This is a genomic window from Paenarthrobacter nicotinovorans (assembly GCF_021919345.1).
Classification (GTDB): domain Bacteria; phylum Actinomycetota; class Actinomycetes; order Actinomycetales; family Micrococcaceae; genus Arthrobacter; species Arthrobacter nicotinovorans.
In genome coordinates this window covers 3947754-3973617 of sequence record NZ_CP089293.1, presented here as the reverse complement: position 1 = coordinate 3973617, position 25864 = coordinate 3947754, and the positions used below count along the sequence as shown (strand labels likewise).

Here is a 25864-nt window from a genome sequence, read left to right as displayed (position 1 = left end):
GATCGCCGGATTGCGTCCAGATCGCCGGTTCGCGTCCAGATCGCTGCACGGCTCCGGCGTTCCCGCACGGCTCCGGCGTTCCTGCACCGCTCCGGCGTTCCCGCACGGCTCCGGCGTTCCCGCGGCCAAAGCCTACACGCGGCCCAGGACGTCGATGTCTTCCAGGAAGTCCTGGTGCACTTCGGCGCTCACGGTCGTCCGGGTATCGGCGATCGCGTCGAGGTAGTCCTGCGTGACCGGACCCTTCCGTCCGTTGGGGGCGGCAGCACCGTCGTCGTACACGGCTTTCTCCAGGGCACGCTGGGAGGCGCTGCGCGCCGCGAACTCAATGTCCGCCGGCGAGAAACCTTCCGTCCGCTCCACCAGCTGGGCGATGTCCACGGCATCCACCACCGACGCCGGAACGAAGCGCTGCCACATGGCCTCACGGGCGTGGACGTCCGGCAGCCCGATGGGAATGACGTAGTCGAAGCGCCCGTGGCGAAGGAACGCGGTATCGAGTGCGCGGATGAAGTTGGTGGCGCAGACCAGCAAACGGCCGGGCTGTTCGCGGAAGGCGGGGATGATCTTGAGGAGTTCATTGGTGACGCCCTGCAACGGCGACGGCGGATCCCCGGCACGCTGGGAGGCAATCTCCTCCACCTCGTCGATGAACACCACAGCGTGCTCCAATTCGGCGATTTCCAGGAAGGTCTCCCGCAGTGCACCGGCCAGGCCCTTGGGATCCGAGGCCAGCCGGGATGGGAACACCTCAACAAACGGCCACTCCAAACGCGATGCGATGGCCTTGGCAAAGGTGGTCTTGCCCGTGCCCGGAGGACCGAACAGCACCACTGCCCGCGGAGGAACCACGCCGTATTCGTCCGCGAGGTCGGCCTCGGCCAAGGGGAGGACCAAGCGGCGCTCCAGCAGTTCCTTCTCGCGGCGCATGCCCGCCACGTTCTCCCACAAATCACGCGCCAGGATCCGCCCGCCGAGCAGTCCCAGTGCGCCGAGCTCCTGGCGCTGCACGGGAATGGTCCGCTCGAAGTAGCGCAGGTTCTTCTTCACCACGAAGCCGCGGCCCAGGAACGCTTCCACGCGCGTTTCGGTTTCCGGCATCAAAGCGGACAGCTTGTTCAGGCCGTGCGGGGCCATGCGGTTCTCGACGGCGGACAGCAGTGAGGTGCCGATGCCCCGCCCCCGGAACTCGGTGAGGGTGGCGAGGAAAACGATCCAGCCTTGGTCGTGCGCGGCACGTCCGACGGCGGCGCCCACCACCTGCTCGCCCTGCACCGCCACCACCGCGTGGTCCTTCTCGCAGGATGCAAGGACTTCCGATAACGCATAGACGGGCTCCACGCCGTCGGCCTTGAGCGACTCCCAGAGGTGCAGGATGCCGTCAAGATCGGACGAGTGAAAGTCCCGGATGCGCCAATTGGTCATGAGTTCTTCTCCTGGGCAGTAAGTGAGTCGCCGTTGATTCCTTGGAGTTGAGCATAGGCGAAGCACTGCTGCCGAACGTTGCGGCCCCGTTGCGTTACGGCGTCGGAGGGCGAACCTAAGATGGGCGCAGGAAACTGTCAGCATGTTCAAGGGAGCAACGTGGGTTCTGCATTGGGCGTCATAACCTCGCTGCGGCGGGCAGTAGCCGCAGGGGCCGCAACCCTGGCCGCGATCCTGGCCTCCACCGTCCCGGTTCCGGCTGCGAATGCCGTGGAACCGGACGATTTCAGCATCAATGGCCCCGCCTATGTCGGGAGCGGCTTGTCAGTCAGTGGCGCCCACGAGTACTTCTCCTCCTGTGACCCGGACCCGCAGCACGGCTACTCCGTCCAGTGGCTTCGCGACGGAGAGCCGGTGACGCCGGAGCCGGCATACTCGCAGTTCTACGACCTCGACATCGAGGACGTCGGAACCCGGATCTCTGCCGTGGTCACGGGCTCGCAGGCGTGCCACCCGGCGCAGGTGGTGGTGAAGGAATCCGAAGTGGTCAAAAGCCAACCCATGCGCGCGGAAGGATTCACGGACAGGGGAGTCTTCGATCTTCTGGGACGTCGGCAAGATGGCGCGCTCATGCTCTATGCGGGCCAGGACACAACGCAAGGATGGAAGCCGCCCCAGCTGATAGGCCCCGGCTGGGGCGCCTACACGAGGATCATTGGCGCCGGCGACCTCACCAGCGACGGCAAAACCGAGCTCCTCGCTACTGACGCAGTGGGGAGGCTCTGGATGTTCTGGGGCAGGGGAGACGGAACTTTCCCGGCGAACGCCTATCCGTCGGAGATCGGCTGGGGCTGGAACGCCATGGACAAGGTCGTTGGCCCCGGGGACTTCGACGGCGACGGGTACAACGACCTCCTGGCCGCTGAACCCAATGGCAATCTCTACCTCTATCCCAAAGCCGCCCGTGGTTGGACTCCCCGGGTCCATGTTGGCCAGGGCTGGGGCGTCATGGACCTGCTCATTACGCCAGGCGATTTCAATGGCGACGGCACGGTAGACGTCCTCGCCAAGGACAAGGCGGGACGTCTGTTCCTCTACGGCGGTAACGGGAGCGGCGGATGGTTGGCGCCACGGCAAGTAGGCCAAGGGTGGAACGTGCTGGGCAAGATCGGCAGTGCCGGGGACTTCAACCGTGACGGCTTCGCTGATATCCACGGCGTCAACAGCGCCGGCGAACTGCTGATGTACTACGGCGATGGGCGCGGCGGTTGGAAGGGCGTGGAGACTGTTGGCTGGGGGTGGAACATCTTCAACGGGCTCTACTGAAACAACCCCGGCCCGTTACTGAACCGGACGCAGCCGCAGACCCTGCATGCCGCCGTCGACCGCCAGCGAGGTGCCCGACGTCGAACCTGACAGCGGGCTCGCCAGATACGCGACGGCGCCGGCCACTTCAGCGGGGTCCACCATCCGGCCGTGCGGCTGGCGGGCATTGAGTGCGGCGCGCTCGCCGGCGGGGTCAGCGGCCGAATCCAACAGGCGGCCCACCCAGGGGGTATCAACGGTGCCCGGGTTGACGCAGTTCACGCGGATTCCTTCCCGGACGTGGTCCGCGGCCATGGCGAGGGTCAGCGACAGGACCGCGCCCTTTGACGCCGAGTACAGTGCACGTTGCGGCAAGCCGGCGGTCGCTGCGATGGAGCACGTATTTACGATCGCCGCGGCCGGTGATTGGCGCAGGTGCGGCAAGGCCGCGCGGCTGACGCGGGCAATGCCCACGACGTTGACATTGAGGACACGCAGCCATTCCTCGTCGTCGTTCGCGGCGATGTCACCCTGTGCGCCGATCCCGGCGTTGTTGATCACGATATCCAGGCGACCGAACTGTTGGGCGACACTCTCGACGGCGGTGCGCACCGAGGCGTCGTCGGCCACGTTGCAGTGCACGCCGAAGTGCGGGCTGGTTTCCGGAGCGAGGTCCAGGACCGCCACTTGGGCGCCGCCTGCGGCGAGGCGGTCCGCAATGGCCGCCCCGATACCCGAGGCACCGCCTGTGACGAGGGCTGCGAGGCCGTCGAATTCCTTGCCGGTCATGGCGCGGCGCTCAGGCGTTGGTGCCGGCGAAGGAAACAGGGCGGGCCGATCCTGCTTGTGCCCGGTAGAACTCCTGGCGCTGCCGGCCCAAGCCTTCAATCTCGAGTTCCACAACGTCACCCGGCTGGATGAAGGGGAAACGGCCGGACAGGGCGACGCCTTCGGGAGTGCCGGTGATGATCACATCGCCCGGTTCAAGGATCATGTACTGGCTGAGGTGGTGGACGATCGTGGCGGGGTCGAAGATCATGTCCGAGGTGGTTGAGTCCTGGCGGTCTTCGCCGTTGACCAGGGTGCGGAGCCGGAGGTTGGCGGCGTCGATGTCCGCAGCGGGTACCAGCCAGGGTCCCAGGGGAGTGGAGCCGGGGAGGGTCTTGCCCTTGGTCCACTGTCCGGCAGCGCCGGGAATCTGGTATTCGCGCTCCGAGAGGTCGTTGGCCACGGCGTAGCCGGCGATGCACATCTCCGCTTCTTCAACGGAGGAAAGGTATGACGCTTCCCGGCCGATTACGATGGCCAGCTCCACTTCCCAGTCGTATTTTTCGGACGACGGCGGGATGGGGGCGGCGTCGAACGGTCCCGCGATGGTGTTGCTCGGCTTCAGGAACACCACGGGAACTTCGGGCGGCGTGGCGCCGGATTCGGCAGCGTGCGCGGTGTAGTTCAGGCCGATGGCAACCACCGCGCCGGGGCGGGCGACGGGTGCGCCGATGCGCAGCCCCTCGGCCGAAATTTCCCCGAGTTCACCGTTTTCCAGGGCCGCACGGGTGCGTTCGATGCCATCAGAGGCGAGGAACTTGCCGTCGATGTCCTGGGTGAGGGTGGTGAGGCTGAAGTATTTTTCGAGGCCGTGGGCGTCCTGGGCGATGACGGCCGGTTGTTCGTTTCCGGCCGTACCCAGCCTGGCGAATTTCAAGGTCATGGCTTCCTCCGTGCGTTCGGGACTAACATCCGAACTCTAGTGTGATGTTTTCCCCCATAATACGGAAATGTGACCCATTGACAAGGCATACATCCGATGTTTAGCTGTCATCGAAGAATACGACGTAGCCAGGAGCCCAATGAGCATCATCACCGAAATCGAAACATTCGATATTCGCTTCCCGACGTCCCGGGACCTGGATGGTTCCGATGCCATGAACCCGGATCCGGATTACTCAGCCGCGTACCTGGTCATCCGCACCGACGCCACCGACAGGCATGAGGGCCACGGTTTCGTCTTCACCATCGGTCGCGGCAACGAGGTGGAAACGGCAGCCATCAACGCCCTGCGCGGACACATCCTTGGTGCCGATGTCGAAGCCTTGCTGGAGGACATGGGTGCGACGTGGAAGCTCCTGGCCCACGACTCCCAACTCCGCTGGCTCGGACCCGAAAAAGGCGTCATGCACATGGCCATCGGCGCGGTGGTCAACGCCCTTTGGGACTTGAAAGCCAAACGTGCGGGACTTCCCCTGTGGGAACTGCTTGCCGACATGGCCCCCGAAGAAATCGTGGCACTGGTCGACTTCAGGTACCTCACGGACGCACTCACCCCGGACGAAGCCCTGGCCATCCTCCGCGCCGCAGAACCGGGAAAGGAACAGCGGAAGGCCGCCCTTCGCGCTGAAGGCTACCCCGCGTACACCACGACGCCGGGATGGCTGGGTTACAGCGACGCGAAACTGACGCGGCTGGCCAAGGAAGCGGTGGCGGACGGATTCACACAGATCAAGCTGAAGGTGGGGGCGTCCTTGGACGACGACATCCGCCGCGTCCGGGCCGCCCGCGCCGCCGTGGGCCCGGACATCAGGATCGCTGTTGATGCCAACCAGCGCTGGGATGTCCAGGACGCCATCGACTGGATGGCCCACCTTGCCCCGTACGACATCGCCTGGATCGAAGAACCCACCAGCCCGGACGACATCCTCGGGCACGCCGCCATCGCCCGCGCAGTGGCACCCATTCCGGTGGCAACGGGGGAGCACGTCCAGAACCGGGTGGTGTTCAAACAGATGCTCCAGGCGGGCTCGCTGCAGGTCCTGCAGATCGACGCCGCCCGCGTAGCCGGGGTCAACGAGAACATCGCCATCCTGCTGCTGGCCGCGAAGTTCGGGGTCCCGGTATGCCCGCACGCAGGCGGAGTGGGGCTCTGTGAAGCCGTGCAGCATTTGTCCATGTTCGATTTCGTGGCGGTCACCGGGACCAAAGAGGGCAGGACCATAGAGTTCGTGGACCACCTCCACGAACACTTCGTCACACCCGTGGACGTCCACAGCGGCGCGTACTGGCCGCCGTCGTCCCCTGGTGCCGGCAACGAAATGCTCCGTGAAACACTGGCCGCATACAGCTTTCCGGGCGGCCCGGTATGGAAGGAAACCCATTGATCCAGCACGCCCCCTGGTTCGAAGAAGCACGTTTCGGCATGTTCGTGCACTGGGGCATCTACGCCCTGCCCGCACGACACGAATGGGTGATGAACCGGGAGGAGATCACGGTGGAGGAGTACTCAAAGTACTTCCGCCGCTTCGACCCGGACCTCTACGATCCCCGCGAGTGGGCCCGGGCCGCCCGCGAGGCAGGGATGAAGTACGTGGTCCTCACCACCAAACACCACGACGGTTTCTGCCTTTGGGATTCGGCGCTGACCGACTACAAGGCCACCAACACGCCCGCCGGCAGGGACCTGATCACGCCCTACGTCGAAGCACTCCGCGCCGAGGGGCTGAAGGTGGGCTTCTATCACTCGCTCGTTGACTGGCACCACCCCGACTTCACCATTGACGGGGTACATCCCCAACGCAACGCCGCCGACGTCGAAAGCCTCAACGCCGGTCGCGACATGGCCCGTTACCGTGACTACCTCCATGGCCAGGTGCGCGAGCTCCTGAGCAACTACGGCACCATCGACTATCTGTTCTTCGACTTCTCCTACGCCGGCCTCGGCCACGCAGAGTTCTGGGGCGGCAAGGGTCGTGACGACTGGGGCTCGGAGGCGCTGCTCGCCATGGTCCGTGAACTGCAGCCCGGGATCGTGGTCAACGACCGCCTGGACATCCCGGGAGACTTTGTCACGCCGGAGCAGTACCAGCCCGCCGGCCCCATGATGCTCGACGGCGAACCCGTCACCTGGGAGGCCTGCCAAACCCTGAACGGCAGCTGGGGGTACGACCGGGACAACCAAAACTACAAGTCCGTGGACCTGCTGATCCGGATGCTGGTGGATGGCGTCTCCAAAGGTGGCAACCTGCTGCTCAACGTTGGCCCCACCGGCAGGGGGTCCCTTGATCCGCGGGCGCTGGAGTCGTTGGAGGGAATCGGGAAGTGGATGCAGCTGCACTCCCGCTCCATCTACGGGGCGGGGACTTCGCCGTTCACCGCGCCCTCCGACGTCCGCTACACGCAGCGCGGGGACAGGCTGTACGTTCACCTGTTCAGCTGGCCCTTCGAATACGTGCACCTGCCGGACCTGGCAGGCAAAGTGGAATACGCCCAGCTGCTCAACGATGCCTCGGAGGTGTTCCTGCAGGAAGTGGACCCCGGGCAGCAACCAGCCAACATGACCCCCGGAGGCCAGCCGCCGGGCACGCTGACCATCAAGCTGCCGGTGCAGCGACCCGATGCCGCTGTTCCCGTGCTGGAATTGTTCCTCAAGCCCGGCTCCACAGGGGCAGGCTCCACAGAGGCCGTCTCCGCAGAGCCCGGTTCCACAGGGGCCGGTGAACGCGATGACTGAGAGCATCGCCCTGCACACCCGCCTCAAGCCCGGTGCCGAGGAGGAATACTCTGACGCCCATGCGAACATCCCTCCGGAACTCGTGGCGGCATTGAAGGAAGCGGGGGTGCGGAACTGGCGTATCTGGCGCAGCGGGCTCGACCTCTTCCACGTGGTGGACGTGGACGACTACCAGGCAATGCGGCATGCGCTCGCCGATCACCCCGCCAACGTCCCGTGGCAAGCCCGCATGGCTGAACTTTTGGAGGTCCAGGACGATTACTCCGGGGCTGATAGGGGTATCGGTAGAGTATGGGAACTGCCATGAATGCACCTGATCTGGGCAAGCTCGGTTTCGGCGGAGCGGGCATAGGGAATCTCTACCGGGCCCTTCCTGATGGGGAAGCCCTCGCCACGGCACTTGCGGCGTGGGACGCCGGGATCCGCTACTTCGATACCGCGCCGCATTACGGACTGGGCCTGTCCGAACAAAGGCTCGGTGCTGTCCTGAGGGACAAACCGCGGGAGGAATTCGTCATCTCCACCAAGGTGGGGCGCCTGCTGGAACCCAACGGGTCCGAAGGCCGGGATTCCGAAGGCTTCGACGTTCCTGCCACCAGCCGTCGTGTTTGGGACTTCTCCGAGGCAGGCATCCGTCGCAGTATTGAGGAGTCCTTGGAGCGGCTCGGCCTTAGCCATGTGGACATCGCGTACCTGCACGACCCCGACGTCCACGACCTGCAGGCCGGAATCGAACAAGGCTTGCCGGCCCTGGAAAAGCTGCGTTCCGAAGGCCTGGTCACGGCGATTGGCGTGGGCACCAACTCCGCCGAAGCCGCGCTGGAGTGCGTCGAAGCCGCCGACCTGGACCTCCTGATGCTTGCCGGGCGCTACACCCTGCTGGAGCAGCCAGACGTTCCGCTGCTTGACCGCTGTGTGGAGCGCCGCACCGGCGTCGTGAATGTGGGCGTCTTCAACTCGGGCCTCCTGGCCCGCCCGGACGTCCCCGACGACGCGCACTACAACTACGACCAAGCGCCGCCGGAAGTGCTGGAGCGGGCCCGGGCGCTAGCGTACGTCTGCCGCGACTTCGGCGTCGAACTCCCGACGGCGGCACTCCAGTTCCCGCTGCGGCATCCGGCCGTGGTGAACGTGACAGCAGGAGCGACTTCTCCTGAACAGGTCACCACCAACGCCGCCCGCATGGACGAGCCACTCCCCGAAGAGCTGTGGGAGGCTTTGGAGGGCTTGCGGAAAGGCGCCGGGCAGTGATTGATTCACACCTGCACCTGTGGACGCTGGACACTTTCGTCACCGGCGGTGAACGTCCCTACCCGTGGCTCGGTCCGCAGCACGGTGCGCTCTTCCGCAGCTTTGGCGAAGAAGAGGCGGGGGAGACCCTGGAGGCCGCGGGTGTCCGGGCTGCGGTGCTGGTCCAGGCCGACGACACCATAGCCGATACGGACAGCATGCTGGCCGTCGCAGCGCGGAATCCGTGGGTGCTGGGCGTGGTGGGCTGGGTGCGGTTGGACTCGCCGGCTGAGTGCGCTTCCCAGCTGGACAGCTTCAGTGCACAGCCTGTCTTCAAGGGCGTGCGCCACTTGGTGCACGACGATCCCCGGGCGGACTTCCTGGAGTTCCCTACCGTGCGCGAGTCCCTCGCTTTGGTGGCGCTACGTGGCCTGGTCTTTGATATTCCGGACGCATTCCCCCGTCATTTGGGCGCGGCCGTCCGGCTTGCCCGGGACCTCCCGGAGCTGACCGTGGTCCTTGACCATTTGGGGAAGCCGCCGCGGTCCGATGCCTCGCTCATGGACTCGTGGCGCACTGATTTCCTTGCCTTGGGCCGCGAGCCTAACACCGTAGCCAAGCTATCCGGGCTCCACGCTCCGGGGCTGCCGTACGCCAGCGCGGCACTGCGGCCGCTGTTCGAAACCGCGCTGGAAGCTTTCGGCGCCGGCCGCCTGATGATCGGTGGCGACTGGCCGGTCAGCATCCTCGGGGCGCCTTACGGCCGGACCCTCGACGTCCTGCTGGAACTGGTGTCCTCCCTGAGCCCCGCGGAGCAGGATTCCATCCTGGAGGGGACTGCGATCCGTACCTATGGGCTGGCGGCCAACCCGTTGGTGGATGCCTAGAGGGCCTGGCGCAGCCAGTTCTCCACGCCACTGATGTGCACCGTCACCAGAGCCCGCACCAGCTCCGCATCACCGCGCTCCAGCGCATCCGCGATGGCACGATGCTCCGCCAAAGTGTGGGACACGGCCTTTTCCTGCGTCAATCCACGCCAGATCCGGGCCCGCACCGTGCTGCTGGAAAGGGCCTCCAAGAGGCTGCCGAGGTAGTCGTTTCCCGCGGCTGCGGTGATGATGCTGTGGAACTCGAGGTCATGGGCCACGAGTTCTTCGACGTCGGTGTTTTCGTCGATCCCGTCCATGGTGGCCCGCAGGGACTGGAGCTCGTCCGCGGTAATCTTGCCCGCTGCCAGCTGGGCCGTGGCGGGTTCCAGGATTCGTCGGACCTCGAAGAGTTCAAGGATGGAACGGTCCTGGTGCAGGTCCACCACGAACGCCACGGCCTCGTTGAGCAGTTTCGCATCGAGGCTGGTCACGTACGTGCCGTCGCCGCGGCGCACGTCCAGCACCCGGATCAGCTCCAGGGCCTTCACTGCTTCACGCAGCGAACTCCTGGAAAGGCCAAGACGTTCGCTCAGTTCCTTTTCAGGGGGAAGCCGATCGCCCGCCTTGAGTTCGCCGCGGATCAGCATGTCCTTGATCTTGCTGATCGCTTCGTCTGTGACAGCCATGGACCAATAGTAGCCACGAATGATCGGATGTCTGCCCGCGCCGCGACCTCACCCAATTGGGGGGCGTTAACCAACGACGGCGGCACCCGGGTTCCGCTGTTACGGAACCCGGGCGCCGCCGTCGGGCGCTAACGGGTACTGCTGTTACTTATCGCCGCCAGGCAACGGGCGGTTGGCGATCACCGGGGCGCTGCCCGTGTAACCGTCACGCGTGGCGGCGAGCTCGTGGATCTGCTTGCGGCACAGGAACCAGCCCCAGACCATCAGCCCGCAAGCGATCGCGGTCACCAGCATGGTGAGCGGGGACTCGATGAACACCATCACCAGGACGCCGGCAAGGAAGACCAAGGACAACCAACCTGTGTAGGGTGCGCCGAACAAACGGAAGGACGGACGCTTCACCCAGCCCTTGTCGGACCAGCGCTTGAGCTGCATCTGGCACAGCACAATGGTTGCCCAGGTGACAATGATGCCCACGGAAGCCACGTTCAAAACGATCTCGAAGGCATCGGACGGGACGAGGTAGTTCAGCGGAACACCGAGCAGGGAAACACCTGCGGTGATCGCGATGCCGCCGTAAGGGACGCCGGCCTTGTTCATGCGCTGGGCGAACTTCGGAGCGGAACCCGCCACGGACATGGAACGGAGGATACGGCCCGTGGAGTAGAGCCCGGCGTTCAGCGAGGACAGTGCTGCCGTGAGGACCACGAGGTTCATGATCACGTCAACGCCCTGGACACCGATGGATCCGAAGAACGTCACGAACGGGCTGACACCCTTTTCGTAGGAGGTGTAGGGGAGCAGCAGGGCGAGCAGGATGACCGAGCCGACGTAGAAGACCGCGATGCGGAAGACCACGGAGTTGATGGCCTTGGGCATGATCTTTTCGGGGTTAGGAGTTTCGCCGGCCGCCGTGCCCACGAGTTCGATCGAGGCGTAGGCGAACAGCACACCCTGCATGAGGATGATCATGGGCAGGATGCCGTTCGGGAACACGCCGCCGTTGTCCGAGATCAGGCTGAAGCCGACTTCCTGGCCATCAACCGGGGTGCCGAAGATGACGAAGTACGTGCCAACCAGGAGGAAGGCCACCAGGGCAGCAACCTTGATCAGGGCGAACCAGAATTCCATCTCGCCGAAGACCTTCACGGAGACGAGGTTCAGGCTCAGCACCACCACCAGGGCGATGAGGGCCCACGCCCACTGCGGAACGGCGCCCATCCAGGGGATGTACTTGCCGAAGAAGTTCATGTAGAGAGCGGCCGCCGTGATGTCCACGATGGTGGTGGTGGCCCAGTTGATCCAGTAGAACCAGCCGGAGACGAACGCCGCCTTCTCGCCGTAGAACTCACGGGCGTAGGAGACGAACGAACCCGAGGACGGGCGGTGCAGCACCAGTTCACCCAGTGCGCGGAGAATCAGGAAGGCAAAAAAGCCGCAGACGGCGTACGCGATCACCAGGGACGGGCCGGCGGCGTTAAGACGGCCACCTGCGCCCAGGAACAGGCCGGTGCCGATTGCGCCACCGATCGCGATCATCTGGATCTGGCGGGGCTTGAGGTCCTTGTGGTAGCCGGAGTCCTCTTTGTGCAGGGCCTTCTCACTGGCGTGCGCTTGGGCCGGAACCGTGTGGTCAGTGATGGGATTGGTCATTGGAATCCTTAGGAGTGTCCTGTTGGGGTTGTCCTGGGTGGATCCGGTCGGGGATCCGGGCACACAGGACAGCGCCTCGTTGGGGGTATGCCTCATCGGGCGGGACGGCTGACTACAGCCGCTGGGATTTCTCTGGCCTGATCTGGCCTATTTGCTCAGGTTGGCCAGACGTTCCGGGCTGAGCAATTCCTCGAGCTGGGCAGCGGTCAGGAGACCGTGCTCCAACACGAGTTCTGCCACACCCTTGCCCGTCGCCAGCGCCTCCTGGGCGATAGCGGTGGCGGAGGCGTAACCGATGTGGGGGTTCAATGCCGTGACGAGACCGATCGACTGCTCCACGGTAAGCCGTAGCCGCTCGGTGTTTGCGGTGATGCCCCGGACGCAGCGTGCCGTAAGGGTGCGGCACGCTGCTTCCAGGTGGGAGATGCTCTTGTGCAGGCTGTGCACAATGATCGGTTCGAAGGCATTCAGCTGGAGCTGGCCTGCCTCCGCGGCCATGGTGACGGTGACATCGTTGCCGATGACTTCGTACGCCACCTGGCTGACCACTTCCGGGATCACCGGATTGATCTTGCCGGGCATGATCGACGAACCGGACTGCACTGCCGGAAGGTTGATCTCGCCCAATCCCGCACGCGGCCCGGAGGACAGCAGGCGGAGGTCGTTGCAAATCTTGGAGAGCTTCACTGCCACGCGCTTCAGCACACCGGACAGGTGGACAAACGCTCCCACATCCTGGGTGGCCTCAATGAGGTCCGCGGCGGTCAGCAGGGGAAGGCCGGTGATTTCGGCCAGGTGGCGGCAAGCTGCGTCCGCGTAGCCAACCGGGGCATTCAGGCCCGTACCGATGGCCGTGGCACCCAGGTTGATCTCATGGATGAGCATGTGGGACTCGTCCAGTCGGGCACGGTCCTCGCCGATGGTCACGGCGTAACCACCGAATTCCTGGCCCAGCGTCATGGGCACAGCGTCCTGGAGCTGGGTGCGGCCCATCTTCACGACGGTCCGGAACTCACGGCCCTTTTCGGCGAAGGCCTGCTCAAGCTCTTCGAGGGCCAGGAGGAGTTCCTTGACCGAGAAGATCGTGGCCAGGTTCACGGCAGTCGGGTAGACGTCGTTGGTGGACTGGCTCAGGTTCACGTGGTCATTCGGGTGCAGCTTGGCGTAGTCACCCTTCGGGTGCCCCAGGATTTCCAAGGCACGGTTGGCGATGACCTCGTTGGCGTTCATGTTGGAACTGGTTCCTGCGCCGCCCTGGATCACGTCCACCATGAACTGCTCCTGCAGCTTCCCGTCCAGGATGTCCTGGCAGGCCTGGTCGATGGCGTTCGCACGCTCAGCGTCCAGGAGGCCCAGCTCGTGGTTGGTGCGGGCGGCGGCCTGCTTGACCGCAGCCAGTCCACGGACCAGGTGCTTGTTGGTGGACAGCGGCTGCCCGGTGATGGGGAAGTTCTCGATAGCGCGGAGGGTGTGGACGCCCCAGTAGGCGTCCGCGGGTACATCGCGATCGCCCAGGAGGTCGTGTTCGGAACGGAGGGGGATCGCCTGATCGACGGTGGTCATAGCTGTCCTTGGTTTAGTTGCTGAAAATTCGGGCTGCACGGAGCTCGCCGACCGGAAGGCCGCCGCCCAGCACAGGTGGGCTTTGAAGCGTGTCCAGGCTGCCGCCGTCGACGCCCAAGCGGCGAAGCACCTCAACGGTGACGGGCATGCGGGCGCGATCGCCGCCGTCGGAAATCTTCACCGCCAGGCCGGTGCCGTCCGGAAGGCCAACCAACTGGAGGCCTTCGAAGCCGTCCTTGGCGAGCAAGCCGGGGACCGCACGCATGAGGGCGGTGACGTCGCGACCTTCGCCGGCCACCATCTCCGGGAAGCGGCGCATGGCGTGCGCAACTTTGCCTTCGAGAGTGTCCTGGTCTGCGGCGGCCAGGCGGCCATAGGCGCGGGCCATGCCATGCAGCGAGTGGGCGAACAGCGGAGTCCCGCAACCATCTGTGCTGACTGCGGCCGCTTCCTCGCCGGTCAGTTCGGTGATGGTGTCGCGGACCAGGACCTGCAGCGGGTGCTCCGGGTGCAGGTATCCCTCTACAGGCCAGCCGTTGATGACGCAGACGGCGGTCATGGACGCGTGCTTGCCGGAGCAGTTCTGCGCGATCCGGGTGGGGCCGTTTCCGGCGCGGAGCCAGTCCTCGCGTTCGGCGACGCCGTACGGAAGGTCCGTGCTGTTGGCCAGGGCTTGGTCGTTGAGGCCGTGCAGCCTCAGGATCTCAGTGGCGCCGTCGCGGTGCATCTTTGCGCCGGAGTGGCTGGCAGCCGTGAGCGCCAGGAGGTTTTCGGGGATGTCCAGGCCGGCCTTCAGGAGCGCGACAGCCTGCAGTGGCTTCAGGCTCGAACGCGGGTACATGGGGGCGTCCGGCTGGCCGGCCTCGATGAGGCTGCTGTCCTCTGCCGAGAGTGCGATCAGCGAGCCGTAGTGGATGCTCTCCACCAGTCCGTCGCGGGTCACTTCGACAAGCGGGACGTGGTTTGGCGCCTTGGTGTTCTGCGCCGCGGCCTGATGGGCCGGTGCTGTGGGGACGGGCATGGTGTCCTTTGGGTGGGTCATTTGTTGAGGATTGTGTCCAGCGCAACGCTGACGGCCTGGAGGTGGTCGGCCATCGCCCTGCTTGCGGCTTCGGAATCGCCGGCTTCAATCGCGTTCAGCACTGCGACGTGTTCCTCGTCCGAGCGGTGCTGCCTGTCAGCAACGAGGTTGAGGGTTTCCGACTGGTGGGCCAAGGCCTCGCGGATGTCAGAGACAACGCTGGCGAACACGCGGTTTCCGCTGGCCCGGGCCACGGCTGAGTGGAACGTGGCGTCCAGGTTCACCCATGATTCGGGGTCGGTCTCGTTGAGCATCTCCTGGACGATGTCCTTGAGGTGTTCGAGCTCTTCCTCGGTCCTTCTTTGCGCCGCGAGTCCCGCTGCCGGGATCTCGATGTGCGGACGTGCCTCGTTGAGATCGCGTGCACTGTACTGACCCAAGGTAAGGTCATTAGCAACCTTGTTGGCCACAATGAATGTGCCCTTGCCGGTTTTGGTGACTGTGAGGCCCAAGGTGTTGCACGACCGTAGCGCTTACCGGATGACTGAGCGGCTGACACCGTACTGGGCAGCCAGCGTCGCTTCGGAACTCAGCTTGGTCCCGATATCGAACTGGCCACCCTCGATGGCCCGCCGGAGCGCAGCAAAGACGGCCTCAGCTGCGGAAATGCGCGAAATAGGCATATGCGCTGATTGGCCGCTCACGGGCTCTTGCTGTCCGGCTGTCCGGCTGTCTGACAGGTTCACGCTTCGAATATGGCACGGGTCACAAGAGGCTGTCAACGCTGAAAGGCTTGCTTCACGGTTTGGGGACTGGTCAAACTTGGCTTAATTTCTGTTCAGGCCGAATTTTCGGGTCATGAGCGCCGCCTTGTAGTGGGACTCGGCTGTGTTCACTTCGGACGAGGGCGTGCTGGGGCCGAACACGCGGAGGAGGCTGAAAACGAAGTGCCGCGCGTGGTCTGTTTTGATGCTCGTTGTTTCGCCCACACTGTCATACGCCAGCTCACGGAGCGCCACGTTACCGCCATGTCCGTCGCGGGCGTAGCTCGTCCATCGGCCTAGGATCCGCTCGGAGCCGTCGGCTTTGCCGACATATTGCTTCCCGTTGCTGGAGTCAGTAATCAGGTAAATCCCCTGGACCTCGGAAAGTGCTGCGCGCCAGTCCCCGTAGCGTGGGTCATCCACCAGGTCCTGCAGTTGGGGGTAGCTAAGCAGCACACCGTCGAAGCCTGGAAAAGGAACCTTGTCCCGGTCAGCGATCTCGACTACCTGCATCCGCGCTGCGCTGGCGGAGCTGGCGCCACGGTGCCAGCTGCGGGGATTGTCCCAGTCAATTACGAGCCGATCCTTGAGGGGTGCAAGGAAATCCGTTGAATGGAGGTCGTAATACCGGCACGATCCAGTACGTTCGGTCGCCAATTCTCCACGATTTTCGAAGGTTCCCCAGAGGCGAGAGCGGTTCTTGCCATCGGCTATGAGTATCACCCAAAAGCGAGGAGGGGCTGCCGGGAAACGACGAGGCGAAATGTCCTGCTCCCGGGTGTACGCCAAGACTCGTTCCTCGGTCAGGTCTTCAGGTCCACGGAGCGCGGCAACGTCATTCGGCCTGAATGAGTGGCGTATTACGTGGATATCGTCCAAGGAAACCGGCGGGACCTGCTCAGCCCCCACGCCGGCCAGGACATGGGCGAGGGTGAGGGACATCAGCCAACCTTCGCGTGGTTCTCAATGGAGCGGAGGATGCTGATCAGCTGCCCGATTTTTTCATCGCCGAACAGCACATCCGGCCCGGACGGGGCCAGCTCGTTGTACGGGGAATTGAACAACGCCTTCGGGCTGACCTTTCCGTTTTCCATCAGGTGATTGGTCAGAACGTTGAGGAAGTTGAGCTGCTGGGCTGTGAGCGTAGTACCAGCTACAAACTCTGACAACGCTTCCTCGACGGCCTCGCGGTCCAAACCAACCAGGGAACGGACAAAGAGGCCGAGGCCATCGTTGGCGGCACGATTCAAGTCTTCAAGCGAACCCAAACCGCTTTCAAGAAGAATGCGTTCAAGCTCGGCAAGGTCCAACGCCGTCAGTTGCTTGTTACGCCGGAGCCGTTGAATGGTTGCATGCTCCTCGTATTGCGCCAGGTACGAACGCATTTTTTCTTTGTACCGAGGGAGGTCGACGAAGCCATTGGTTGTCCCCACCAGTTCGACTTCCTCAAGCACGCCGAGCTCGTCCTGGAAGTTTGTGTAGACCACTTTGCGCTTCCGCTTCTCGATCAGATGGACCAATCCGCGGAGCCGCTTGCGGATGTCCTCAAGCCATTCCAACGAAACGGATTCCCATTCGTCGTCGTGGAGAATGGTTTCCAGCAGGGGCAACTGAGCAGCGATGGCCGGGATGCTCTGCTGGTCCTGCAAGGCCGAGGCGATGGCTTGGATCTTTGTCCGGAACGGCCCAACCGCCGATCCCTGCAGCGACGCCAACTCTGCCTGAAGCATCAGGTAGTCGAACCGCCTGGCCTCTTCCGTATCCGCAGGCGCGCCGATGGTAGCGAGCCTGGCGATCTGGGTTTGCAAAGCCTGGAAGTCCTCGGCTGCCAACGATTTCCAGGCTGCTTCTTCGGCGAACCTGTCCACCCATTTGCGTGCCGGTTTAACGAGGAAGTTGTCCAGCGGAAGCCGGTCAACTGCGTGTTTCAGGGTTTGCCGGAGGTCGGCAACAACGGGCGCTTGGGGGTCCCATTGAAGGTCAGTGAAAGTTTGCAGGAGCTGGACGCGCGCAGCGAACGTAGTCTCCGCGAGTGACTTACCCACAGAGCCTTCATTGCTGGGCATTCCCGCATTGAAGAACTCGGCGTTGCGGCAGAGGTCGAAGATAAAGAAGTCCTTCTTGTCCTCGCCCGGCCCATACAGTTCCGGCCGGAGTCGCGTTCCGCGGCCCACCATCTGCCAGAATTTGGTCTTGGACCTGACCATCTTGAAAAAGACGAGGTTGACGACGTCCGGCACGTCAACGCCGGTGTCCAGCATGTCTACCGAAATAGCGATGTGGGGATCACTCTCGGTGGTCGAGAATTGGTCGATGAGAATCTGGGCGTAGTTCACCTGATAGGTGATGACGCGAGCAAACTGACCCTTGTAAGCCGGGTAGTTCTTGTCAAAGCGTTCAGCAATGTACTCCGCGTGTCTGTTGTTCTTCGCGAAGATGATGGTCTTGCCCAGGCGATCCCCGCCGGCGACTTTGTGGCCGCGGGTCATAAGGACTTCCAGTGCCTTATCCACTGTGTCGGCGTTAAACAGCCAGGTATTGATAACGCTTGAATCGACCGAGTCCGGGATCTCGCCGTCTTCGTCCCATTCGAGCTCGTCCCACTGCTCTTTTTCAGCCTCTGGGAGGTCCTCGTACGAGATGCCTTGGTCAGGAAACTTCAGCGGAACCGGAACGACCCGCGGTGGCACAAGATATCCGGCCTCGATGGCCTCGCTGAGCTCATAGGCAAACGTTGGAACGTTGTCCTCGATGCCGAAAAGGCTGTAGGTGTTGCGGTCCACCTCTGACTGTGGCGTGGCTGTCAGCCCGATGAGGAGTGAATCGAAGTACTGGAAGATGGCCCTGTATTTTTGGTAGACCGACCTGTGGGCTTCATCAACGATGATGAGGTCATAGTGGCCAATGCCAAAGGTCCGCTGGCCAAGCTTTCCCTCGGTCCGGTTGATGAGGTTCATCATCGTCGGATATGTAGCCACATGGATGCGGCTGTCTGCTTCATCGTCCGAGCCCAGAATGACAGGGCTGGAACCGGGAAGGTGGGCCTTGAAGGCGTTGGCCGCTTGCTTGACCAACGCAACCCGATCCGCGAGGAACAGAACGCGTTTGGCCCAGTTGGCTTCCTGCAGGAGCTTGGCGAGTGCGACGACGGTGCGCGTCTTGCCCGTGCCTGTCGCCATGACTACAAGCGCCTTGCGCTCGAAGTCCTTTTCGTAGGCTTCAGTGACGGCCCGGATGGCGTTGTGCTGGTAGGGGCGTTCGACGATGGAGTTGTCGATTGCCTGTTCAGCCAGAGGCTTTCGGCTCTGACGGCGGTTGATCAGCAGTTGAAGTTGATCCCTTGTGTGGAAGCCCTGCAACGAGCGCTCCGGGTACATGGTGTCGTCCCAGATCCATGTCTCGTAACCGGAGCTGTAGTAGATGATCGGTCGTCGACCATAGCGACGTTCCAGGCAGTCGGCGTACAGCTTGGCTTGTTGCTTCCCTACATGGGGATCCTTGGTTGTCCTTTTCGCCTCGACCACTGCGAGGGGCAGCCCGTCAGCGCCCCACAGCACGTAATCCACGTAGCCCACTCCGCTGAGCGTGCCGCTCGCCGTGGGCATGGTGTCTACCTTGAACTCGCGGTCTTCTGTATTGGTGAGCGGCCAGCCTGCCTCGTTCAGCTCAAGATCGATGAGGTGCCTGCGGGTCAGGGCTTCGTCATAGTCGTGGTGGTCAGGGACGGTCTGGTTCTGTTTTTTGGCCTCCGCGACTTCAGCCTGCAGAATCTCCAGCTGGGCCTTAAGGTCTGCCGAATCCGCTGCTGCTTGTGCAAGGGCCTCGTTTTGGGCTTTGAGTTGGCTCTCGAGTGCCTGGAGTTCTTCGGGCGACTGCTGCTGTGCCGGCGTCTTCGGCTTTGGGGCCAGGATACTGGCGTCGAAGACCAACGACGGCGGCAGCTGGCTACCGGTTTTGGCGTAGTTCCTCGCGAGCCAATAGCAAACGTGGTGCAGTTCGCGGAGCACGAGTTCAGCGCCCTGGATGGTGGGGCCAACGGAATTGTGGACCGCATTGTTACCGGCTTTGCGAATGATCGTGAGCTTGTTGGCAATAGGACCGCCCACAAGATTCTTAAAGGTGGGCTCGTTCAGTAACGCGTTGAGGTCATCTTTGTAGGGGGTCACCAACCCTGGCTCCACTTGATAAAGCCACTCAACAATGCGTTCGATGGTGTAACGGGCGTAGAACACGGAAGCGCGTGGATCGACCCGGGCGAATTGTTCGGCCCGGCGTGCTTGCTGGGCCAACTCGGGCCACTCGCCCAGCATGAACCCAAAGTTGCTGGTAACTGCCCCCATGCAGCCGTCTCCGATCCGTTGCTCCGATGTCCTGAAGGTAGTCAATCACGGGACTGCGACCGTTTATGCCTTATTTCAGATCCGTGGCCTCGACGAGTGGCAGCAGTCGTACCTTCGCAATAGTGTCATCGGTGATTTTCGGCAGGGATCCCAGCTGGGATTTCAGCTCTTCCCTGGCAGCTTCGAATGCTTCCACTATGCCGCGAGAATAGTGTTCGACCATTTCCCGGGCTGCTTCAGCATCAACGCCAAACTGAGTGCTTGTCGAGACCAGCATCTGCTTGCTGATCTTCTGAAGCCTGTATTCGGCTTTCACACTCATGGCCAAGTCGATACCTGAGTCCGCGTCCCAATACGGGGCATAGGTGGCGAGGTCGTAGAGGGGCGATAGCTGCGCTCTACTGCCATGGAGGAGGAGGGAGTAGTTTTTGGCGTGCGCGTCGGTGCAACCGGCCACGGTGTTGAAAACAAGGGCCCGGTACAGCCCTGCTCCTGCCGCCCGGCGGTCCGCTTCAAAAGGAAGCGATCGGATAAGGGCGGCCATATCGCTCGCGCCCGGCCCTCCGTCACGGTGCTGGTATTTCTTGGCTGGAGAAACGCTCAATGCCTGGCAAAAGTCTTCTTGATGGATGCGGCGCCAGGTTCCACCCACTTCCTGGCGGTCATAGCGACGTGTCACAAAGACGTCCCAGTTGCCGATGCGGCGGAGTTCGGACTTGGCCACCTCGAGCCCCAGAAAAGATGCTGCCCTCATGGTCAGCTGTTCCACAATATCCAAGCGACTGAATGTGCCGGCTGCCGGTTTGAGGATGTGCGTCGTGGGGGTAGCGTCTTCCGGTACCGCCCAGTCGCCGTTGGGAAGTTGGTGCAGGGCGATCTTTGGCTGAGCCCCGGCGAGGCTGAAGCGTCCTGCGGAGTCGTCGTAGGGCGTGCCGTCTTTGTACTCAGTCACGACGTGGTCCAGCATCTCGGCCACATCCCTGTCCGAAACTGGCTTCACCGCCGTTCTTGCGAGGGTGCCATCCGAAGATCCGGTGCCCGGCCGCATGAACTGGAGCGCACCCGCGACATCGGCACCGATATGTTCAAGGATGGCGAAGGGGTTGGACGGGGACACCCGGAACCGTCGGGCAATCGTCTGGAGGGCCCCTTCACTGTCGGGCAAGAGGCCCTGGAGAAAGGGCAGGACGTTGCGCTTCTTGTGGAGGGTGGCGGCCAAGGGCATGGACAGTGACAGCGGGGTCGCGTTGGGGGCTGCCTGGTATTCGGGGTAATAGCGGAACGTCAGATTCCCCGACGACGACTGTTCAACCCGGCCGCAAAGTGTCCCGTCCATGAACACTTCAAGAGCGCGCGCACTCACCACCGAACTGCGCCCGTCTCGCTGTCGCGTATGGCGATCTCGAAACCAAGGGCTTGAAAGACATCCATGAACTTGGACGTTTCCACCGATGCTTTACCGGATTCAAGATCGATGACAAAGGTGCGTGAGACGCTGGCGCGCCGGGCCAACTCTGCCTGTGACCAGGCTCGCTCTTCCCTGAGTTCCCGGACCAAGGGCCCTGCCTCTCGGACCGTACGCAATAGCTGCTCCTGTCGCCGTACGGCAACTTTGATGAATGTCGCCGTACGCCGACTTTAGCATTTGTTGCCGTACGGCGACAGTGGTCGAGTTATTCGAAGAAGTCCTCGTCCAGTTCTACGACGTCGTAGCTCTGCTTCACCTGCACTCCGACCCGGTATTTAATCATGAGGCTCACTAGACGAGCGCCGTCAATCAGGATTGTGCGGGTGCCGACACTGCCTGCATAATCTCTCGCACCTTGTGAAAACCTACTGGTGGTGATGAAAACGCCCTTGGAGGCAGAGAAGCCATGCAGCGCTCCTACGAATGCTTGGATGGCTTCGCGGCCAACGGCGTTGTCCGGGCTGTAACGTTTTGCCTGGATGTAGACCCGATCCAACCCAAGCGCGTCTTGGTCTATAACCCCGTCAACGCCACCGTCACCGGTGCCACCGATACGTCGCCCCCGTTGCTCAGCACCTCCGTAGCCCATCTTCAGCAGCAGCTTCACCACAGCGTCTTCGAAAAAGTCCGGATGTCCTTCGTGAAGCCGTTTAAGGAGCGATGCTCCTACTTCGCCTTGGATGCGGTTTATCGCGTCCTCGATCTGCTCCACTGGCTCCAGTTCTTCCGTAGCTGAGAGGCCGGTCTCTCGCGCAGCCTGAGTGGGTGCGGCTTGACCGTCGGCTTTCGGCCAGTACTGCGCAAAGATTGTGTGTGCCTGGCTGTAGTTGATCCCCTGAGGATTGTCCAGAAGCCACTGCCTGCCGGTATCGGTGATGCAGTAGTACCCCTTTACGGGACGGTCGATCCAGCCCGCCCGTGTCAGGTGGCTTAGGACCCAGCCCATGCGCTGCTCGTAACGCAGTCCGCCCGAGTTCAGGGTCTCCTCGCGAGCGCCCGCCGACAGTCCGGCTTGATCCGCCGCTTGATGGAAGAGCTCCTTCCGGTGGAGCGTCTGTCCATCAGACAGAGCTTGGAGAACCGGCACGATGAGCGCTGGCCAAATCGGTACCTCGGTCGAAGGTGCCTGAGCCGCTGATTCGGTCACTAGAGTTCTCCTTTGAACGCGCGGTTTTGGAGAGACGCGAAGAGCGCGTCCAGTTCCGCCAAGTGCTTGCGGTAAGTTTCCTTCAAACGCTCGACGGCGGCAATTCGGTTTGCGAAGGTCTGCTGCAGTTCGAGCGGGGGAACTGGAATGTGCATTCGCTTGAGCTTCTCACCGGTTAGGTGTGCGATCGTAGCAACCGTCACATGGTCTTTGAGGCCGCCGCCATGAGCCAGAGCCCAGAGCAGGTGAACTATGTATTGAGGATCTAAATCATCAGGATTCGGTCGCACACGGTGAAGTGCTTTCTGGAAGTAACAGTCGATTGCCTGGTCTTTCCAAATGGCTGCTCGGCCCGGTTCCCCACCTTCACACACCAGGATGTCTCCTCTGCGAAGTGCGAACTCGATTTGGTCTGAGGGGCTAAAGTCCATCTCGAGCAGATCATCCGTATTGATCTGAAACCATTGCACGTTGGCATTGCGCAGATACTTAAAGCCATGCTTTCCAGTCTGGGCCTTCTTGTCCAGCATCTTGCCCAGGCGGCTCGTAGTGACCCGGCCGAAGGCTTTGACTGGCCAGTTGAGGCTATTAGAGACCGTATCGCCGAACATGGAGTGGAAAATCGACTGGGTGAGGGTGTTCAGGTGGGCGATTGCTTGGCGGCGCTTGCCGCGGAGCTCATCGGCCTTGTCCAAAATCGCCGCAATCCGCCGCTGCTCCGCTAAGGATGGCAGAGGAAGTTCAATCCGCGAAACAGTGGCTTTTGAAACCTCCTTGAAAGTCGCACCAACACCAAGACTTTGTAGCCATTTCCGGTTGAATTCGAGCCAGCGGTAGAGATACCGGGCCTCAAGCTGGGTAGGGTCGGGAACAAAGCTTTTGAACCCTTGGTTTGTTGCCATGGGAACGCTGTTGATGGCCAACAGACCGATTGGCGCACGGGAACTGAACAAAACCGAATTAGCGGGTAGAACCTCGGCGCTGCTAGCATTCAAACCCGCCGGGGTCAGTCCCCGGGGAGTTGAGTGGATTTCTACAGCCCTGAGGCTGCTTAGGTCCTTGGGTGTTGCCCATGGAATGTCCCCGTCCCAGTACTCTGCGACGGCAGTCTTGGGCGTCCCGCCAGAGACGACACGAGCGACCTTGACGAGTGGCACAAGCTTCACTTCAGCAGCTCCCGCAGCTCGTTCATGCCCTCGGTGATTTCAGTCTCGAGCTGATCCAGTGCAGCCAGGATTTCCTCAGGGGCAGCATGCTCGACTTCTTCGTACTCGATCTCCTTGTACCGGTTCAGCGACAGGTCGTAGTCGTTCGCCACGATCTCTGAAAGCGGAACACAGAAGGACTGTTCCGTGCGCGCCCGCTCAAGTTCCGCCGTCGTGCGCTGATTCCAACGTGAGAGGACGTCCTCAAGGTCGGAAGAGGCAAGCGGCGTGCGCTTGTCGTCGAGGCTGAACCCGTCCGACTTTACGTCGTAGAACCAGACGTTATCCGTGCCGCCGGAGTTGGTTTTCGTGAAGAAGAGGATGGCGGTGGAGACACCGGCGTAGGGCTTGAAGACGCCGGACGGGAGTTTTACGACGGCGTCGAGCTTGTGGCCTTCGACCAGTGTCTTGCGGAGGGACTTGTGTGCGCCGGTGGAGCCGAAGAGGACGCCGTCGGGAACGATAACCGCAGCGCGTCCGCCTGGCTTAAGCAGCTTGATGAAAAGTGCCAGGAAGAGGAGTTCGGTCTTCTTCGTCTTGACGACGTTCAGCAACTCTTTCGACACATTCTCGTAGTCCAAGCTGCCAGCGAACGGCGGGTTGGCGAGGATGACGTTGTACTTCTCTTCCTCGACGGAGTGCAGGTCGGCAAGTGAATCGCGGTAGGAAACATCCGGGTTCTCGACCCCGTGGAGCAGCATGTTCATTGAACCGATGCGGAGCATGGTGGAGTCGAAGTCGAAGCCATGGAACTGCTCGTGATGGAAGAACTTACTGGTCTCGTCATTGGTGAGGAGATTGCTGTTGTTCTTACGGAGGTATTCGCCGGCCTGAACCAGGAAGCCGCAGGTGCCAGCGGCCGGATCACAGATGGCTTCGAGTGGCTGGGGTGCTGTCATCGCGACCATGAGGTCGATGATGTGCCGTGGGGTTCGGAACTGTCCGTTGGTACCCGCCGATGCCAGCTTCGACAACATGTACTCGTAGAGATCGCCCTTGGTGTCGCGGCCCTCCATGTTGATGGAGTCGATGACATCCACCACCTGCTTCAAGACACCCGCGTTCGGGATCTTGAACTGCGCATCCTTCATGTGGTGGCTATAAGTGGAGTCTTCGCCGTTGGACTGCTTGGTCAGCTCAGTTCGGAGGAACGGGAAGATGTTCTGCTGGAAGACCGTGAACATCTCAATCTGACCAAAGTCCTTGAAGTTCGACCAGCGGAGGTCCGAATAGGGGCGGCCCTGGGGGTCAACACCCTCGGGAAACACCGCGTTCTCGATCGGCTCGCCCAAGATGTTGGCCTGCTTCTCCGCCCGAGTCTGGTTCTCGTCCAGGCGCTTGAGGAACAGAAGGTACGTGATCTGCTCGATGACTTCCAGCGGGTTCGAGATACCGCCGCTCCAGAACGTATTCCAGACTTTGTCTACTTGGGACTTGATTTCACCTGTGATCACTCATGCGAGTTTAGTGCGTTCTCATGTGAGCCACGCCCATCGGTGAGAAGGCCTGGCGTCCCTAAGGGACACCAGGCCTTCAGCCAAGCCGGTTGTCAGCAGGGACGCCAGGACTTGCCGCCGGGAGCGTAACAGCGGGGGCCCGTGTACCCCGGGTAGGGATTCGATTGGGCCGGTGGCGCCGGCGGTACGTAATTCTGAGCTGGCGGAACATACGGCTGGACTGGCGGAACATAGGGAGCTGGTACGGGTAAGTTGCGTATCCGTTCAGCCTCGGCAGCCGCTGCTGCTGCCCGAGCCTGTTCTGCCGCGGCGGCCTCATCGGCAGCCTTCTTTGCTGCCGCCTCTGCTTCCGCAGCAGCCTTTCGTTCTGCCTCCGCTCGCGCCACAGCGGCTACTCGTTCTTCCTCTGCCTTCTTCTCGGCCGCGGCAAGTGTCTTCTCTTGTTCCTTGAGCTGATTGTGTGCAGACTCAGCCCGGGTTATTACTGCGGTCAGGGCGGTCAACTTGGCGGTTGATTCGCTGGCAGAGTATGCCGCCCAAAGGATGGAGTTCTCTGTTTCTCTCGCTGCGGACAGGAGGTCTTTCGCTGCCTTGGCAGCAACGATGGCTGTCGCCAGCCCAGTAGCCGATGCTCCCGCTCCGGCCGACGTCGTTGCCGGCGCCGCACTCTGTGCCGCTGTCAGTGCTTCGTTGGCAGCTGCCAGTTGCGCAGGGAGGGTGCATTCGATGCCCTCTGCGAAGAGCCCGGACTTGGCAGTACGCGCTTCCTCAAAGGCGGCTTCGACAGGAGGCAGGAACTTTCGGTTTTCTCCGACGACCATTGGAACCCCCAGTCCCCGGCGTGCGATCTCTGCGTTGACCAGCTGGTTGCTGGCATTGAAGACCCCCGCCAAGGTTCTGCCGTATTTGTCATGGCGTTCGACGTCGAACTCCAACCTGACCTTGCTGCCCACCGGCAGTACTCCCTCAAGATGATCTGTCGCCTCCGGCCCAAGGCATTCGGTGGGCTTGTTCGGATCCTTAGTTTCCGGAGTATTGATGTTCAGCAGGCGAACTGTCTGATCGATGTTGTTGATGGATACAACTACCGTGTCGCCGTCGACCACCCTGACGACGGTCCCGCTGTCGGCGTTTGCGGCAGCCGCCGCTACCAGGGAGCCAGTCACGATCGCGACTGCTGCCGTAGCTCCAATGATTAGCTTCCGCATGATGTATGGCCTCCCACAA

General features: G+C 62.3%; 21 protein-coding genes and 1 pseudogene. 6 read left to right on the top strand and 16 right to left on the bottom strand.

Annotated features, from left to right (window positions below; all coding sequences use genetic code 11):
* Positions 1-132: 132 nt before the first annotated feature.
* Positions 133-1425 carry an ATP-binding protein gene (locus JMY29_RS18420; RefSeq protein ID WP_189076762.1) on the bottom strand — a complete coding sequence of 431 codons (1293 nt, stop codon included), beginning with the start codon at positions 1423-1425 and terminating at the stop codon, positions 133-135.
* Positions 1426-1584: 159 nt separating this feature from the next.
* Here JMY29_RS18420 and JMY29_RS18415 point away from each other — a divergent pair, with 159 nt between their 5' ends.
* The gene (locus JMY29_RS18415; protein WP_189076761.1) at positions 1585-2751 is read left to right on the top strand and encodes an FG-GAP repeat domain-containing protein; all 1167 of its coding nucleotides are present in this window, start codon (positions 1585-1587) and stop codon (positions 2749-2751) included.
* 15 nt (positions 2752-2766) lie between these two features.
* On the opposite strand, the gene JMY29_RS18410 is transcribed toward JMY29_RS18415, so the two are convergent.
* Together JMY29_RS18410 and JMY29_RS18405 are read right to left on the bottom strand one after the other, a co-directional pair.
* A complete protein-coding gene (locus JMY29_RS18410; RefSeq protein ID WP_055975373.1) occupies positions 2767-3519 on the bottom strand; it encodes an SDR family NAD(P)-dependent oxidoreductase in 753 nt (250 codons plus the stop codon).
* A 10-nt stretch (positions 3520-3529) separates the two neighbouring features.
* Positions 3530-4441, bottom strand: a complete 912-nt coding sequence (locus JMY29_RS18405; RefSeq protein ID WP_189076760.1) for a fumarylacetoacetate hydrolase family protein — start codon at positions 4439-4441, stop codon at positions 3530-3532.
* 139 nt (positions 4442-4580) lie between these two features.
* Between JMY29_RS18405 and JMY29_RS18400 the strand changes: the two genes are divergently transcribed.
* The 5 genes from JMY29_RS18400 to JMY29_RS18380 are packed head-to-tail and all read left to right on the top strand — an operon-like array spanning position 4581 to position 9351.
* Complete coding sequence (locus tag JMY29_RS18400) at positions 4581-5885, top strand: L-fuconate dehydratase (RefSeq protein ID WP_189076759.1); 1305 nt, start codon at positions 4581-4583, stop codon at positions 5883-5885.
* Positions 5882-7234: an alpha-L-fucosidase gene (locus JMY29_RS18395; protein ID WP_189076758.1), complete on the top strand. Its 1353-nt coding sequence runs from the start codon at positions 5882-5884 to the stop codon at positions 7232-7234. The genes JMY29_RS18400 and JMY29_RS18395 overlap by 4 nt, the downstream gene beginning before the upstream one ends.
* Positions 7227-7541: an L-rhamnose mutarotase gene (locus tag JMY29_RS18390; RefSeq protein WP_039243256.1), complete on the top strand. Its 315-nt coding sequence runs from the start codon at positions 7227-7229 to the stop codon at positions 7539-7541. The genes JMY29_RS18395 and JMY29_RS18390 overlap by 8 nt, the downstream gene beginning before the upstream one ends.
* A complete protein-coding gene (locus tag JMY29_RS18385; RefSeq protein WP_189076757.1) occupies positions 7538-8485 on the top strand; it encodes an aldo/keto reductase in 948 nt (315 codons plus the stop codon). The genes JMY29_RS18390 and JMY29_RS18385 overlap by 4 nt, the downstream gene beginning before the upstream one ends.
* The gene (locus tag JMY29_RS18380; RefSeq protein WP_189076756.1) at positions 8482-9351 is read left to right on the top strand and encodes an amidohydrolase family protein; all 870 of its coding nucleotides are present in this window, start codon (positions 8482-8484) and stop codon (positions 9349-9351) included. Before JMY29_RS18385 ends, JMY29_RS18380 begins: the two co-directional genes overlap by 4 nt.
* On the opposite strand, the gene JMY29_RS18375 is transcribed toward JMY29_RS18380, so the two are convergent.
* The 13 genes and pseudogenes from JMY29_RS18375 to JMY29_RS18315 all read right to left on the bottom strand — a co-directional run bounded on the left by JMY29_RS18375 (position 9348) and on the right by JMY29_RS18315 (position 25845).
* Entirely contained in the window at positions 9348-10019 is a 672-nt protein-coding gene (locus JMY29_RS18375; protein ID WP_079582886.1) for a FadR/GntR family transcriptional regulator, read from the bottom strand. The genes JMY29_RS18380 and JMY29_RS18375 overlap by 4 nt on opposite strands.
* Before the next feature lie 144 nt (positions 10020-10163).
* On the bottom strand, positions 10164-11672 hold the full coding sequence (locus tag JMY29_RS18370) for an amino acid permease (RefSeq protein ID WP_018779954.1): 1509 nt from the start codon (positions 11670-11672) through the stop codon (positions 10164-10166).
* A gap of 147 nt (positions 11673-11819) precedes the next feature.
* On the bottom strand, positions 11820-13235 hold the full coding sequence (aspA, locus tag JMY29_RS18365) for an aspartate ammonia-lyase (protein ID WP_189076755.1): 1416 nt from the start codon (positions 13233-13235) through the stop codon (positions 11820-11822).
* Between the two features lie 13 nt (positions 13236-13248).
* On the bottom strand, positions 13249-14277 hold the full coding sequence (locus JMY29_RS18360; protein ID WP_374757538.1) for an asparaginase: 1029 nt from the start codon (positions 14275-14277) through the stop codon (positions 13249-13251).
* Positions 14274-15002 (bottom strand): annotated as a pseudogene (locus JMY29_RS18355) (FadR/GntR family transcriptional regulator). The gene JMY29_RS18360 and the pseudogene JMY29_RS18355 overlap by 4 nt, the downstream one beginning before the upstream one ends.
* Positions 15003-15083: 81 nt before the next feature.
* Positions 15084-15962 (bottom strand): GIY-YIG nuclease family protein, encoded by an 879-nt coding sequence (locus tag JMY29_RS18350; protein WP_189076754.1) that lies wholly within the window; start codon positions 15960-15962, stop codon positions 15084-15086.
* Positions 15962-19360, bottom strand: a complete 3399-nt coding sequence (locus tag JMY29_RS18345) for a DEAD/DEAH box helicase family protein (RefSeq protein ID WP_189076753.1) — start codon at positions 19358-19360, stop codon at positions 15962-15964. Before JMY29_RS18345 ends, JMY29_RS18350 begins: the two co-directional genes overlap by 1 nt.
* Before the next feature lie 70 nt (positions 19361-19430).
* Positions 19431-20696 (bottom strand): HipA domain-containing protein, encoded by a 1266-nt coding sequence (locus JMY29_RS18340; protein WP_189076752.1) that lies wholly within the window; start codon positions 20694-20696, stop codon positions 19431-19433.
* Positions 20697-20719: 23 nt separating this feature from the next.
* A complete protein-coding gene (locus tag JMY29_RS18335) occupies positions 20720-20944 on the bottom strand; it encodes a helix-turn-helix domain-containing protein (protein WP_167510528.1) in 225 nt (74 codons plus the stop codon).
* An 89-nt stretch (positions 20945-21033) separates the two neighbouring features.
* Complete coding sequence (locus tag JMY29_RS18330) at positions 21034-21975, bottom strand: restriction endonuclease (RefSeq protein ID WP_189076751.1); 942 nt, start codon at positions 21973-21975, stop codon at positions 21034-21036.
* Positions 21975-23132 carry a restriction endonuclease subunit S gene (locus tag JMY29_RS18325; protein WP_209783748.1) on the bottom strand — a complete coding sequence of 386 codons (1158 nt, stop codon included), beginning with the start codon at positions 23130-23132 and terminating at the stop codon, positions 21975-21977. The genes JMY29_RS18330 and JMY29_RS18325 overlap by 1 nt, the downstream gene beginning before the upstream one ends.
* Before the next feature lie 5 nt (positions 23133-23137).
* Positions 23138-24634 carry a type I restriction-modification system subunit M gene (locus JMY29_RS18320; RefSeq protein ID WP_189076749.1) on the bottom strand — a complete coding sequence of 499 codons (1497 nt, stop codon included), beginning with the start codon at positions 24632-24634 and terminating at the stop codon, positions 23138-23140.
* Between the two features lie 95 nt (positions 24635-24729).
* Positions 24730-25845, bottom strand: coding sequence for a thermonuclease family protein (locus JMY29_RS18315; RefSeq protein ID WP_189076748.1), 1116 nt, complete (start codon positions 25843-25845; stop codon positions 24730-24732).
* Positions 25846-25864 lie beyond the last annotated feature (19 nt).